The sequence below is a fragment of the Chitinophaga varians genome, from assembly GCF_012641275.1.
GTDB classification, from domain to species: domain Bacteria; phylum Bacteroidota; class Bacteroidia; order Chitinophagales; family Chitinophagaceae; genus Chitinophaga; species Chitinophaga varians_A.
Genome location: NZ_JABAIA010000001.1, coordinates 1,663,687 through 1,678,339, shown reverse-complemented (window position 1 = coordinate 1,678,339; position 14,653 = coordinate 1,663,687). Strand labels below are relative to the sequence as shown.

Sequence of the window (14,653 nt, the reverse complement as noted above, 5' to 3'; positions counted from 1 at the left end):
CGTATAGGCGAAATGGTTTCCCTTTTTAGTGTCCGGGGCCGGATGTTAAAATATCAAACAACAAAAGCATAAAAGGATTAGGATTTTGTATGAATTATTAATAAATTAAATGCAGATCAAACGTTATGAAAACAATTATCCACGATGACCTCATATTGTGCTGAACATATTCACCAAATTGTATCACCCAACTTTAGCAACGTTTCTGCAGCCAGGTTTTAACAACATGGCTGCATGTTCATAACGTGTTAAATGTAAAGCGGGTTTCTTTTAAGTTACCTGCTTTTATTACTTTATATGCCAAAAAGCCAATAATTCTATAAATTACAGGGTATCCCTGCCCGTAAGCGGAGGACAGCATTTCTTTACAACAAAAACAGCAATGGCATGAATGGTAGTTTAAAAAACCTCAAGGAAAGAGACTGGACAGAAACAAGAGCGCATTCCAGCTGGCAGATATTCAAGATCATGGCGGAATTCGTAGAAGGCTTTGAATCACTTGCCAAAATAGGCCCCTGTATATCTATATTCGGATCTGCCCGTACTAAACCTGGTAACCGCTATTATGAACTGGCCCAGGAAATCTCCCGCAGACTGGCCGAGGAAGGATTTGGTATCATTACCGGTGGTGGCCCGGGTGTAATGGAAGCCGCCAATAAAGGCGCACAGACTGCACATGGTAAATCCGTAGGCGCCAATATCACCCTGCCCCATGAGCAGAACCCCAATGACTTTATTGACCCCGACAAAAGACTCAACTTCGACTATTTCTTTGTCCGCAAGGTAATGTTCACCAAATATTCCCAGGGGTTTGTGATGATGCCCGGCGGATTTGGCACCATGGATGAATTTTTTGAAGTGGCCACCCTTATCCAGACCAAGAAGATGGAAGAAACTCCGATGGTACTCGTAGGTCGTGAATACTGGAGCGGCCTGCTGGAATGGATACGTACCGTAATGATGGAAAAGGAAAGCAATATTAACCCGCAGGACCTGGGCCTGTTGAAGCTTTTCGATACCGCAGACGAAGTAGTGGAGTATTTCCGCGTATTTTATACCACCAATAAACTCAGACCTAACTTTTAATACGGCCGCGCCCGTCAGGCGCGGATATACCTGCCCGTTAGCCGGAAGAATAAATTCCGGCCGGGCAACGTTATGTTGATGGGTGTCGCCGCAACCGCTTTTTTCATAGCTTTGCAGAAATTTTATATATGGAGCTCCTACCGGCAGTTGAGGCATATGCTGAAAAATACACCAGCCCGGAAAATCCGCTGTTGTACAAGTTGAACCGTGAAACGCACCTGAAAGTGGAATTGCCGCATATGTTGAGTGGCCATGTACAGGGTAAATTCCTGGAGATGATCAGCCGTATGTTGCGCCCCCGCCGGATACTGGAACTGGGAACATATACAGGGTATTCCGCCATCTGCCTGGCCGCAGGCCTGCCTGATGACGGCATATTACACACCATCGATATCAACGAAGAACTGGAGACCCTTTGCCATCAATATTTTGAGGCATCCGGGTATGCTGATAAAATAAAAATGCATATCGGAAAAGCAGCCGAGGTGATGACATCACTGGACGAGGTGTTTGATTTGGTGTTTATTGATGCTGATAAAGCCGGTTATGTGCATTATTATGACCTGGTTTGGGAAAAACTGCGCCCCGGCGGATTTATTCTGGCTGATAATGTATTGTACCATGGACAGGTATTACAGCCGGAAAACGAGCAGGGAAGCCAGGCCAAAGCCATGGTCAGATTTTGTGAAAAAGTGCTGGCAGATGACCGCGCAGAACAGGTGTTGCTCACCATCCGCGATGGTATCCTCCTGATCAGGAAAAAGTAAACCGGCATCAACACCCACGCCCATTAAATTCGATTATACATGCAAGTAAGAAAATTTTTGTTGGTAGTCAGTTTTCTTATTGGCTGCATGCCTCTGCTGAAGGCACAGAAAATGACCACCCAGCAATACATCGCTACTTACAAGAGTATTGCCATGGAGGAAATGCGCCGCACCGGCGTGCCCGCAGCCATCAAACTGGCACAGGGCATTGTGGAAACCCAATCCGGCAACGGGACGCTCTGTCTGCAATCCAACAACCACTTCGGTATCAAATGTAAAAACACCTGGACCGGCAAAACCATCCGCTATGATGACGACGCCGCCCAGGAATGTTTCCGCGTATACGACAACGCCAGGGACTCTTACCGTGACCACTCCGATTTCCTGCGCAACAATCCCCGGTACGCTTTCCTGTTCCAGTTTGACGGCGACGATTATAAATCCTGGGCCTTCGGACTAAAACAGGCCGGATACGCCACCAATAAAACCTATCCGCAGCAGCTGATCAAGGTGATCGAAGATTACAACCTGCAGCAATACACGCTGATAGCGATGGGCAAAGCCGCTCCTGAACAGGATTATAACGAAGAAAAACCACCTGTGTACGCGGGTAACAACAGCCGTCCGGACAACCGCCCGGCTCCTTCCTCCAGGCCTCAACAGGGTGGCGGCAAACCTGTGGCCGGCAACTATCCCAAAGGCGTATTTGAAATCAACGGCCGCCGCGTGGTATATGTAAAAGCCGGTACCTCCCTGATACAACTGGCCAGCAAACACGATATCCGCCTGAGCAAACTGGTCCGCTTCAACGACCTGGAGAATGACAACCCTCCCCGGAAAGACATGTTTATCTTCCTGCAGAAAAAAGGTAAAAAAGGTAATAAGGAATTCCATAACGTCAGCAATGGTGAAACCATGCACGATATTGCACAGGCAGAAGGTATCCGCCTGAGATGGTTGCGCCGCCGCAATAAAATGCATGAAGGGGAAGAACCCGCCGCAGGCCAGCGCATGGCCCTCGATGGTTTTGCCTCCCGCACGCCCGCACTTGCGAAAAACACCCGTATCATCAGAGAAGAAGACCAGGAACCGCCGGAAGATTTTTCTCCCCGCAAAGAAATTGAAAAAGTAAAGGAAGAAGTGGCTAAAAATACCGGTGCCGGTACTGCTGCTCCGGAACCACAGCCTGCACGCCCGCAAGAGGGCGGCGTTCCCGCCGGTATGGTGGACGATCTGAAGAAAGTAGGGGAAGTAGGCAATAACAACGGCACTGCCAAAAACACCACACCGCCGCCGGCTGCACAACCGCCGGTCTACAGGCCTGCTCCCGCTCCTCCGGTGCCGGCTACACCGCCTCCGGCATACAAACCAGCCCCGGTATCAACTGCTGCGGGCGCCAGGTACCACGAAGTACAGCCCAAAGAAACACTGTACGGTATCTCTAAAATGTACAACAAGTCCGTAACACAGTTACAGGAATGGAATAATTTGCAGGGCTTCGATATCAAAATTGGACAGCGCCTGTTAGTGAATAAATAAGCAGTAATCCTTTTCGGCTTATTATTGTTAAATATGGAAATGAAGTAGTATTATGTCGGTTATTCAGGTGCATGACAAGAAATTCCAGCCCTATATTGGTGCAACAGAGCTGCAGCAGCGTATTAAGGAAATAGCTGCAGACATCAGCAGGGACCTTAAAGATGAACGCCCGCTGTTTATCGCTATTCTCAACGGTTCTTTTATGTTTGCCGGTGACGTGTTCAAATATCTCAACATTCCCGCTGAGATATCCTTTATCAAACTGGCTTCTTACAAAGGGACCAAATCTACCGGTAACGTGGTACAGGCCATCGGTCTGGACGAAGACCTCTTCGGCCGCACAGTGGTGATCCTCGAAGATATTGTGGATACCGGCAAAACACTGAGCCAGTTCCTGCCACAGCTGGAACATCAGCAACCTAAAAAACTGCTGGTGGCTTCCCTGCTCACCAAGCCGGAAGCCATGGTACATCCTATTAAAATCGACTATCTGGGCTTCTCCGTGCCTAATAAATTCCTGCTGGGCTATGGCCTCGATTATGATGGCCTGGGCCGCAATCTGCCGGAAATCTATCAGCTGGTGGAAGGCGAAGAGTAGCATATAAACCAAACAAACAATGCTATAAAGAACGTGGAAAGCGAAGATCAGCCTGGTCTTCGCTTTTTTTACACCCTTTGGGATGCTTGGTTCCTTTACCGGAAATGATTACCTTAACATATGCGAAAATTCCTATTACTCCTGTTGTTATGGGCTGGCGGCGTACATGCACAAACAATCTGGGTATCGGGAGCAGTAGAAGACAGCATTACCCATCGTCCTGTAGCTGGAGCAACTGTCAGTATTGTTGATGATACCACCAGGGTACTTACCAATGCTTTCGGGCTTTTCAGAATAACGATTCCTTCAGCTGTCGCTCAACTGCTGTTTACCCGGGAAGGTTATCGCCCGTTGCAGATGAAGGTGAACGCCACCGACCGTCTGCTGATAACACTGGCGCCTATACGTAAAGCCCCTGATGCCATTGCCCTGGCAAAAGCCAGCGCCCGCACAAGGCAGAACAGCAACCCCAACTACGGCAATGTAGGCATGGGCATACATGCTTTTTACAATGAAACATACGGCACCACTTATGAAAACAAGTTCACCCGCGCACAGACGCAGCCGGTATCGGTATTTGCGGTGGACGTGGACAGGGCTGCCTACAGCAATATCCGGCGTTTCCTGCGGCTGAAAGAACCGGTGCCTGTAGATGCCGTCCGGATAGAAGAAATGGTGAACTACTTCCATTACAACTATCCGCTACCGCCCGAAGGTAAGACCCTGGCTGTTTACAGCCATTATACCACCTGCCCGTGGGAGCCGGCGCACCGGCTGTTGCAGATAGCGCTGAGAGCCAAAGCGCTGCAGACTGACAGCCTGCCGCCCAGCAACCTTGTTTTCCTGATCGATGTTTCCGGTTCGATGGGCGTGCCTAACAAACTGCCCCTGTTGCAGGCGGCCTTCCGTATCCTGGTCAACAACCTGCGTCCGGTAGACAAAGTGGCGATTGTTGCCTATGCCGGCACTCCCGGTGTTAAACTGCCTGCTACGGCCGGCGATCAGAAAGAGAAAATCCTTAATGCCATCGATAACCTCAGCGCCGGCGGGGCCACTGCCGGAGAAGCGGCTATCAAAATGGCGTATCAGATAGCGGCGGAACAGTTTATCCCCGATGGGAACAACCGCGTTATCCTGGCCACTGACGGCGATTTTAACGTCGGGCTTACCAGCGATGCGGAAATGGAGGAGCTGATTATGCAGAAAAAAGAAAGCGGCGTGTTGCTGACCTGCCTCGGTTTTGGTATGAAAAACTACAAGGACTCGAAGCTGCAATCCCTTTCCAGCAAGGGAAACGGCAATTTCGCCTATATAGACGACCTGGAAGAAGCCAGCAAGGTCTTTGCGCGGGAATTCGGCAGTACGCTTTTTACAGTTGCAAGGGATGTACAAACGGAAGTGACCTTTAATCCGGGTACAGTAAAATCGTATAGGCTTATCGGTTATGAGAACAAGGTATATGAAGCCAGTACGGACACTTTATCGAAACACAACGGCGGTATTATCGGGAGTGGGCATTGTGCGGTGGCGATGTATGAAATTGTGCCGCGGGACAGTGTTATGGCGGCTGACAGCCTGTTGGCCAATGTTAGCATTACTTACCGTCATCCGTTGGACACGGTGCTGTGTACCCTGCAAACCGGTGTGAAAGCCAACGCAACAACTTTTGAGGCGGCCCCGGACGATTGCCGGTTTGCCGCTGCGGTGGCTTTATTGGGCATGATTCTTCGCAATTCCGCCTATCGTGGCTGCGGTGATACCGAAATGGTCTCAGAGATCGCCCGCAGGGCCCTGGGAAAAGACAAGGAAGGCTACCGGCAGGAATTCCTGAAGATGGTAAAGATGGTCCGTAAGATGAAACGTTAAGGCTTATTTGATAAGGCGGTAACACTTACGCACCAGCTTCTGCTGGAAGTCGAAAGGGAGTGTTTGGTTGGTGATGTCTTTGATACTGCTGGCATTGATTTTATCTTCTTCCAATACAAAACGCCGGTAGTTATTACTAAAATACACTACCCCATCTTTTTTGGTGGCAAGCAATACTTTATTGAGCAGCTCTGCATGGTCCCGCTGGATGTCAAGGAATTCCTTCATCCGTTTGCTGTTGGAGAAGGTGGGCGGGTCAATGATCACCAGGTCGAAGGTATTGAGTTTAAGGGTATCGAGATATTGCAGCACGTCGGCGTGTACAAAGGGATGTTTCGCCGGGTCGAAGCCATTGAGCCGCATATTGTCTTCGGCCCAGGCCAGGTAGGTCTTGGACAGGTCTACAGACGTCACTTCCATGGCACCGCCGGCGGCAGCGTACACAGAGAAGGAGCCGGTATAACAGAAAAGGTTCAGCACTTTTTTATCCTTCGCTTCGTTGCGTACCATGTTGCGGGTGGTGCGGTGGTCGAGGAACAGGCCTGTATCGAGGTAGTCGGAGAGATTGATCTTAAATTTCAGGCCGTTTTCATTCACCGTCATTTCGCGGCTTTCCGTGCTGAGTTTTTCGTATTGGCTTTGGCGGTTTTCCTTCCGTTGCCGTTGTTTCACCCAGATATGGGAGGGTGGTACGTTCAGCACTTTGCTGATCAGTTCCAGGCAGGTGTCGAGCCAGGCCTCGTGGTTGGCTTCTTCCATGCCGTGGCGGCGCTGGTATTCGGCGATATACACGTGGTCTTCATACATTTCAATGCTGAAGGGAAATTCGGGGATATCGTCGTCATACACCCGGTAGCAGGTGATGTTTTGTCGCTTGGCCAGTTTGGAAATATGCCGGAATACTTTGGTGAGCCGGTTCTCGAACATCTGCAGTTTGGAATCCATCTTATTCTGATATTTGTTATTTGGCTATTTAATCATTTAAAAGCGAAGACCATAGCGAACAGAAATCCGCTATGGTCTTCGCTTTTAATAACTAAATAAAAAAATATTCAAATAGTAAAATCAACTAAATATGTCTCTGACTTTTTCAAAGAAGCCTTTTTCCGATTTTTCGGGATTGGGTTTGAAGTTGTCAGAAGTCTGGAGTTTGTCGAGCATGGCCCGTTCGTCCGCGCTGACATGTTGCGGTGTCCATACGTTTACATGTATGAGCTGGTCGCCTTTTTCGTAGGAGTTGACAGAGGGGAATCCTTTGCCTTTGAGGCGGAAGATTTTACCGCTTTGTGTTCCTGCGGGTATTTTGATTTTTGCTTTACCGTCGATGGTGGGTACTTCCACCTGTGTGCCGTAAACGGCATCGGGGAAGGATATATGCAGGTCGTAGGCTACGTTAAGGCCATCGCGCTGCAGTTCCGGATGTGGCTCTTCTTCGATGAGAATGAGCAGGTCGCCGGGGGCGCCGCCTCTTTCGCCGGCATTGCCTTTACCGCTCATGCTCAGCTGCATGCCTTCCTGTACGCCTGCCGGGATGTCGATGCTTACCATTTCTTCTCCGTACATGCGGCCTTCACCTTTACAGTGGCCACATTTGCTGGTGATGATCTGGCCTTCACCATGACAGGTGGGGCAGGTGGTAACGGTCTGCATCTGGCCGAGGAAGGTTTGGGTCACCTTTCTCACCTGGCCGGAGCCGCCGCAGGTGTTACAGGTCTGGAACGCGTTTTTATCTTTAGCGCCCAGGCCGCCGCAGTGCTGGCAGGGAACGTATTTTTTTACTTTGATTTTTTTATTGGCGCCTTTGGCGATTTCCTCGTAGGTCAGGCGGATTTTCACGCGCAGGTTGGAACCGCGGGTACCACGACCACGACGGCCGCCGCCGCCAGCACGGCCGCCGCCGAAGAAGCTGCCGAAAATATCGTCATTACCGAAAATGTCACCGAAATTGGAGAAGATGTCTTCCATGTTCATGCCACCACCTCCAAAACCGCCACCACGGCCGCCGTTCATGCCAGCATGCCCGAAACGGTCATATTGTGCCCGTTTGTCAGCATCGCTTAATACCTCATAGGCTTCGGCTGCTTCTTTGAACTTTTCTTCCGCTTCCTTATTGTTGGGATTGCGGTCAGGGTGAAACTGCATGGCCACCTTGCGGTAAGCTTTCTTGATTTCATCCTGGGAGGCGGATTTGGAAACACCCAGTATTTCGTAATAATCTCTCTTGGTAGACATTATAAAATCACTTATAACCGGTGCCAGGCACCGGTTTTTTTCAGTAAAAAAATTGTTTTACATCTGCACAGGCGATCGCTGCGATATATGCCACATCGTCACGCCCATTATTTACCCACTATCACCTTGGCATGACGGATAAGCTTGTCATTCAGGTAATAGCCTTCCTGTAATACGTCTACCACTTTACCCTGAAGATCTGGCGTAGGGGCCGGAATCTCGGTAATGGCGTCATGAAGGTCAGTATCAAAGGTGGCGTGCAGGCTTTCCATAGGTTTCAGTCCTTTGGCCTGCAGGGTGGTCTTCAACTTGTTGAATACCAGGTTTACCCCGTCTTTGAGCGCAGTGATATCGTTGGCAGTGCTCAGCTGTTTGGCAGCCCGCTCTGAATCATCCAGTACGTCCAGCAAAGATATGATAACTTCTTTACCCGCTGTTTGCAGCAGCTCCAGTCTTTCTTTGGCGGTGCGTTTACGGAAGTTGTCAAACTCAGCCTGCAGACGAAGGTATTTATCCCGCATTTCATTCAGTTGCTGATCTTTTTTGATCAACTCCTCTTCAGGTTCAACCTCTAATGCATTAGTCATATGAGATGTTTCACTGATATTTTCTTCAGCATTGAAATCAGGCATGCCTTTTTCGTTTTCTCCAGCATTGTTTGCCTGTCCGTTTGTCTGCATGTCTTGGTCTTTTTCTGTCATAATTGTAATGATTATCTGCAATTGTGCTTAGTCAATTATTTTGCCAACCCCGGTTTGGCCGCCAAAAAGACAGATCTTCTCTGTACCTTTGCGGTTCGAAATAAAGTCAATGACCAAGGTTTTTTTAAAGAAACAGATACAAAACAGGGTATTACTGGGCCATCCCTGGATTTTCGGCAATGAAGTGTCCGAAATCAAAGGAGAGGTAGTGCCGGGTGATATCGTGGATGTTCACACCCATCAGGGCTCTTTCCTCGGCAGAGGGTATATCAACCCACAGTCCCAGATCCTGGTACGCCTGCTGACGCGCGATAAAAGCGAGGAAATCAACCCCGAATTTTTCTACCGCCGTCTTCTCAAATGCTGGCAATACCGGCAGAAACTGGGTTATGTGGAAAACTGCCGCCTCGTTTTCGGGGAAGCTGACGATCTGCCTGCCCTGGTAATCGATAAGTTCAACGACTACTTTGTACTGCAAACACTGGCGCTGGGCATGGAAAGATGGAAGCCTGCCATCGTGGAGGCGCTCAACCGCATCTTTTCACCGAAAGGCATCTATGAGCGGAATGACGTGCCGGTAAGGGAACTGGAAGGAATGGAGCAACAGAAAGGCTTCCTCAGCGCACCCTTTGATACCAATGTCATCATCAACGAAAACGGGCTGAAGTTCCATGTGGACATCGTAAACGGCCAGAAAACCGGCTATTTCCTGGACCAGCAGGACAACCGCCGCGAAATACGCCAGATCGTGAAAGACGCCAACGTGCTGGAAGCGTTTTGTTATACCGGCACTTTCTCCTGCCACGCAGGATATTATGGTGCTAAAAGCGTACTGGGACTGGATATTTCAGAGCATGCCGTGGAAACTGCCCGCCGCAATGCGGAGCTCAACAACCTGCAGGATGTGTGCAAGTTCCAGGCGGTAAATGCTTTCGATCAACTGAAACAATATACCCGGGAAGAACGCAAATTTGATGTGGTGATCCTTGATCCGCCGGCTTTCACCAAGAGCCGGGAGAATATCCGGAAAGCCGTTACCGGTTATAAGGAAATTAATCTCAGGGGTATGAAACTGCTCAATCAGGGCGGTTTCCTGGTCACAGCTTCCTGCACCAACCTGGTATCACCGGAACTCTTCCTGGAAACGATCGACGCTGCTGCAAAAGATGCTAAAAAACGCCTTCGCCAGGTCACTTTCCAGACACAGGCAAAAGATCACCCCATTTTGAGGAATATTGAGAATACAACGTACCTGAAATTTTTGATCGTGGAGATCGCGTAAAAAAGATAAGTAGAGTAGCTTTCGGTATAGGCTTTCTTTAGGATAATGTAAGCATAATCTGTTTGAGGGAAAGTCGGTAGCTGAAAGCTATTTTACAACATTGAACTTGCCTGATTCCACCAGGTTCCCCCGCTGATCACGAAGCTGGAAGATATAGAGACCATTGTAGTAGTTGTCCAGATTGACAGTAGTACGACTGCTGATGCTCTTAATCTGATCAATTTTTTTACCGAGGAAATTGTACACAATAAGATCGTATATGCGGTCGTTATTATGCTGTTGAATTTCAAAATTGATGACGTTGGTGGCAGGGTTGGGGTAAAGTTTTACAATTTGCCTACCCCCCTCCGGATTATTCGGCAGGGACCCGCTTTGAGCTTTACCCACAAGGGATAAGAGGCAGAAAACTGTAAGAAAAATGAGGGTAGAGGTTTTCCACATAGTATTATAAAAATAAAGTTTTTTTCAAATATTTCCCAATTTTTGTTTGTTAATAACAGCGCATTAGCCCTTTGTCTCACTCATAAAAATAACAAACTATGCGCCATTTTGTTAGGTTTCCCACTTTTTTAGATAAAATTTAACGCTTTTAATTTGGTGATGTAAATTGTTGTTTATCAATAATTTAGAATCTAGGACAGTTCAAACGCTCCAAAGTGCTGTTCCGGCTGTTGAGGAAACCCTTGAAAACCAATGACACTTCAAACCCGCCGAAGCTCTGACTGGCAGTCCGCAACTGCGAAATATTGGCATCGTAGCTCATGGCCACTTCAAATTTTTCCATATCTATTTTTATAGTGGGGATAATGGCGTCGTTCCAGCGGAGAAATAGCCCGCCATATATGGCCCGGGTAGACTCCAGTCCTTCATTCATCAGGCCATAACCAATCAGTGCGCCGCCGATATACTCGGAATAACCGCCCTGATGCAGCTGGTTATAATGTGCAATCAGCTTCACCCGCTCTTCCAGCGGAATGGTGATACCGGCATTGAAGGTCAGCTTGGGCGCCAGCTCGATGTTTTTATCATTGTAGAAGGAAATCTTTGCCCGGTTAAAGTGGTACAGGGCGGCGCCGATGAAGTACGCCACATCTTCCCCTATCACGCTGTTGTAGCTAAGGCCCACCCCCGCATCAAGATAGGTATAACCTTTCAGTGCCAGTTTGCCCTCTTCGCCTGTAGGTGCTGCCGGATCAAAACGGCCGCTGGTGTACTGATTGTTGAACGTCATATTGGTAGGATCAAACTGCCGCTGTACCAGTCCGCCCATAACGCCAAGGGAAAGAAAACTTGTCTTGTCTTCGTTCAGTGACTTGTGATAGTTGAACGCCGGAAAGATCTGGGTGGATTGCAGTTTGGAGGTACCGGCCCGGTCATAGGTCAGTTGCAGCCCGGTGGTAATATAGTCGTTGCTGTTACCTACAGGAAACTTGATTTCGCCGCTCACGGTGCCGGTTTGATAAGGAATGGTCACGCTGTTCCACTGGTTGCGGTATACGGCCTGAAAGCGCACATCACCGTTGAAAATACCGATCAGGGCCGGGTTACGGAGTATCGGTGTTTCATAAAACTGTGACAGGTGTATGTCCTGTGCCTTCAACTGTAATCCACAGCTGAGGCCAATGACTGTCAGTAAGACTTTATATACAGTTTTCATATAGAACCGCTTTTTATTATCTGAGTAATGTTACGTTGCCTTTCAGGCGGAAAAATTCGTTGGCGTCGCAATATGCTTCCACGAAATAAATGTATACGTCTGATCCCTGTGGCTGCCCGTTGAAGGTGCCGTTCCATCCTGCATTGACATCTTCCACCTGAATGTTTTCCCGATGGAATACTTCCTGTCCGAGGCGGTTAAAGACGCGGAACGATTTCACCAGGCTGATGCCTTTACCGCGCAGGTAGAAAATATCGTTTACCCCGTCACCGTTAGGCGTGAAAGTATTGGGAATGAATATCAGGTCAGTATTGCAGACGAGGTCAATTTTTACCACGTCACTTTTCGTACATCCGTATTGGTTAGTTCCCGTGATAGCGTAGGAAATGGACTTTCTGACCGCCGCATTGGTAAAAGGCGATGTCGGATTATCGAGATAGTCGGCGGGTGACCATTGCCATTTCACGATATCGGAGCTGCCGTTGGCCATTAGGCGGACAACATCTCCGGCCATGACTGTCTGGTCGTTGCCGGCGCTGATAGTGGGCACTTTTTTTACAGACACTTTTACAGACAGCGGTGCGCTCATCGGGCAGAGCGCATCATTGGTACCGGTTACCTGGTAGGTGATGTCTTCAACAGGCGTGGAAACCGGATTGGCGATAGTATTGCTGGTCAGACCGGTAACCGGTGTCCAGTTATAGATAGCGGCGCCGCTGGCTTTCAGTTGTACAGAAGAACCGTAGCAGGCGATCGTGTCTTTGCTGACGGTGAGGTTTACTTTAGGTACTACAGCGATGTCAGTAGAGTCCCTTGTCGTACAACCGTACACGTTAGAAGCTTCCACCAGGTAGCGGGTATTGGTCACCGGAGAGGCTACCGGGTCCGGGCAGTACGCGCAGCTGAGGCTGGCGGCATTGAGCCATTGCACGGTGGCGTCGGACTGGGCGTGCAGGGTTACGGTGCTGCCTTCGCAGATTTTAGGTTGTGCCGCGGAAGCGCGGACAAAAGGCGTAGCATTGATATTGATATCTTTCGTCACAGAATCCTGACAGTTGCGGGCATCGGTGATCACCAGTTTCACCGGGTATCCGCCGGAGGCGGAATAAGTGGTGGCAGGCGGTGTTTGCGCGGACGACACTTTACCATTGCCAAAGTCCCACTGCCATCCGGCAATCGGGATGTTGGTGGCAGGCGTGGAATTGTTGGCAAAAGAAACCGGTTGCCCTGCGCAGGTGGTGGAGGCGATCGTAAAGTCTGCCTGTGGCGCCAGGATGCTGATATTGTTTGCTTTGGTAACAATATCGTCGCAATAGGCGGGATCTTTATAACGGATGGTCAGTTGGTCGGTGAAGATACCGGCGGTAGTCCATGTTTTTACAAAACGCTGATCGGTAGTGGTATAGGTGGAGCCGTCGCCAAATTGCCAGGTGTAATCGGCCACCAGGTTGACGGGCACGTTCAATACCTCATAGGTGGCTTTGCTGCCGCGGCATATGCTGCTTACGCCTGCCGAGAAGTCGGCTTTGAAATAATACACGGTCTGATAGCTGCTGTGGGTGCAGTTGCTGCTGTTGTCGCTGATAGTCAGGCGTACTGTGTATTTGTCCGGTGTGGTATAGGAATGGGAAGCATTCAGACCGGTAGTCACCGGCGTGTTGTCGCCAAAGTCCCACTGGTAGGTGGTAGTAGGCGTTGTGCCGGTGGAAGTATTGGTGAAAATGAATTTGCTCTTGTCGTTACAGTCCCGGGTAACAGTGAACTGTGATACCGGACCGGTAATGTTAACCATAACCGGGGCTGCGGGCGTATAACAACCATTGCTGCCGGCTTTCATATTGATCGTGATAATGCCGTTAGTGGCAAAGCCATGACGGATATCGTTGGTATATACTTCTTCTTTGGTGCCGTCACCATAATCCCAGCTATAGCTGTCGGCGTATTTGGCGCTGGCCAGCAGTCTTACGGGCGCGCCAACGCAGGCGCTGGCAGGTGTGGCGGTGAAACTTACGTCTGATGGCGGATTGCCGGTACGTACCTGTTTATCGAATGTTTTACTGATTTCACAGCCGCCGTTGGTGCGGATGGTCACTGTTACATTGTAGGTGCCGGTTTGCACATAGGCGTGTGAGGTAGTGCCGGTGGTAGTGGTCGCAGTGCCGCCGTCGCCGAAGTTCCATTTCCATTCGGCCACCGGATCATTGAGGTCGTTGGTGGACGTGGCATTGAAAGTGGCAGTATAAGGTACGCAACCGCTTACAGGGGCGTCCAGGGATATTTGCGGCTGGGAGATGGTGATGTAGGCCGCTTTTTTCAGCACAGCCTGGCAACCGTTGTTGTTGGTAACGGTCAGTGTTACATCGTACTTGCCGGCTTTCGTATAGGCGTGCGAGATAAATGCGTTACTGGTGGTAACTGGCGTGGTGCCATCGCCAAAGTCCCATGTACGGGCCATGGCGTTCGGCGTGGCGTCTGTAAAATTGGCGGTATAGAGCTTGCAACTGTTGGTCACATCGGCGCTGAAAGCTACTTGTGGGGTAGCTCCCACCTCAAAGGTACGGTAGTAAGTGCTGGTCCCGTTGGAAAAAGTAGCTACCAGCGTTACTTTTTTTGGTCCCGGCGCCGTATAGGTGATCTGCGGATTGGTGTCATGAGATGTCCTGCCGTCACCGAAATCCCAGCTGTAGGCAGTGGCACTGCCTGTGCTGTTGTTTTTAAAAGTGAGTGTGACCGGATTGCATAATGTAGCCGGTGAGGAGGTATAGGAAAAATCAGCCTGCTGTGCCAGCAAATAGTTGCCCGGCACGAGGAACATCAAAAGCAATAAGATGCTCAGACATTTAACCTGGTGGTATTTCAGAGGATACATACCACAAATTAACTAAAAATATTATATATGTAATTTATTAATTTATGATTTTTTGA

12 protein-coding genes are annotated in these 14,653 nt (G+C 49.4%); 6 read left to right on the top strand and 6 right to left on the bottom strand.

What is annotated here, in order from left to right; genetic code table 11:
- Window positions 1-387 precede the first annotated feature (387 nt).
- The 5 genes from HGH92_RS06765 to HGH92_RS06745 all read left to right on the top strand — a co-directional run bounded on the left by HGH92_RS06765 (window position 388) and on the right by HGH92_RS06745 (window position 5,856).
- Entirely contained in the window at window positions 388-1,086 is a 699-nt protein-coding gene (locus HGH92_RS06765) for a TIGR00730 family Rossman fold protein (protein WP_168869969.1), read from the top strand.
- 128 nt (window positions 1,087-1,214) lie between these two features.
- A complete protein-coding gene (locus tag HGH92_RS06760; RefSeq protein WP_168869968.1) occupies window positions 1,215-1,853 on the top strand; it encodes an O-methyltransferase in 639 nt (212 codons plus the stop codon).
- 39 nt (window positions 1,854-1,892) lie between these two features.
- Window positions 1,893-3,392, top strand: a complete 1,500-nt coding sequence (locus HGH92_RS06755) for a glucosaminidase domain-containing protein (protein WP_168869967.1) — start codon at window positions 1,893-1,895, stop codon at window positions 3,390-3,392.
- Between the two features lie 52 nt (window positions 3,393-3,444).
- Window positions 3,445-3,990 (top strand): hypoxanthine phosphoribosyltransferase, encoded by a 546-nt coding sequence (gene hpt / locus HGH92_RS06750; RefSeq protein ID WP_168869966.1) that lies wholly within the window; start codon window positions 3,445-3,447, stop codon window positions 3,988-3,990.
- A 120-nt stretch (window positions 3,991-4,110) separates the two neighbouring features.
- Entirely contained in the window at window positions 4,111-5,856 is a 1,746-nt protein-coding gene (locus tag HGH92_RS06745; RefSeq protein ID WP_168869965.1) for a YfbK domain-containing protein, read from the top strand.
- A gap of 3 nt (window positions 5,857-5,859) precedes the next feature.
- Here the strand turns inward: HGH92_RS06745 and HGH92_RS06740 are convergent, their stop codons facing one another.
- The 3 genes from HGH92_RS06740 to HGH92_RS06730 all read right to left on the bottom strand — a co-directional run bounded on the left by HGH92_RS06740 (window position 5,860) and on the right by HGH92_RS06730 (window position 8,789).
- On the bottom strand, window positions 5,860-6,801 hold the full coding sequence (locus HGH92_RS06740; RefSeq protein WP_247654839.1) for a class I SAM-dependent methyltransferase: 942 nt from the start codon (window positions 6,799-6,801) through the stop codon (window positions 5,860-5,862).
- A 120-nt stretch (window positions 6,802-6,921) separates the two neighbouring features.
- Window positions 6,922-8,088, bottom strand: coding sequence for a molecular chaperone DnaJ (dnaJ, locus tag HGH92_RS06735; RefSeq protein WP_168869964.1), 1,167 nt, complete (start codon window positions 8,086-8,088; stop codon window positions 6,922-6,924).
- A gap of 107 nt (window positions 8,089-8,195) precedes the next feature.
- On the bottom strand, window positions 8,196-8,789 hold the full coding sequence (locus HGH92_RS06730) for a nucleotide exchange factor GrpE (protein WP_247654838.1): 594 nt from the start codon (window positions 8,787-8,789) through the stop codon (window positions 8,196-8,198).
- Between the two features lie 109 nt (window positions 8,790-8,898).
- Between HGH92_RS06730 and HGH92_RS06725 the strand changes: the two genes are divergently transcribed.
- A complete protein-coding gene (locus HGH92_RS06725; RefSeq protein WP_168869963.1) occupies window positions 8,899-10,071 on the top strand; it encodes a class I SAM-dependent rRNA methyltransferase in 1,173 nt (390 codons plus the stop codon).
- Between the two features lie 87 nt (window positions 10,072-10,158).
- Here the strand turns inward: HGH92_RS06725 and HGH92_RS06720 are convergent, their stop codons facing one another.
- The 3 genes from HGH92_RS06720 to HGH92_RS06710 all read right to left on the bottom strand — a co-directional run bounded on the left by HGH92_RS06720 (window position 10,159) and on the right by HGH92_RS06710 (window position 14,597).
- A complete protein-coding gene (locus tag HGH92_RS06720; protein ID WP_247654837.1) occupies window positions 10,159-10,512 on the bottom strand; it encodes a T9SS type A sorting domain-containing protein in 354 nt (117 codons plus the stop codon).
- A 184-nt stretch (window positions 10,513-10,696) separates the two neighbouring features.
- Entirely contained in the window at window positions 10,697-11,728 is a 1,032-nt protein-coding gene (locus HGH92_RS06715) for a PorP/SprF family type IX secretion system membrane protein (RefSeq protein WP_168869961.1), read from the bottom strand.
- A 16-nt stretch (window positions 11,729-11,744) separates the two neighbouring features.
- Window positions 11,745-14,597, bottom strand: coding sequence for a PKD domain-containing protein (locus HGH92_RS06710; RefSeq protein WP_168869960.1), 2,853 nt, complete (start codon window positions 14,595-14,597; stop codon window positions 11,745-11,747).
- Between the last annotated feature and the right edge of the window lie 56 nt (window positions 14,598-14,653).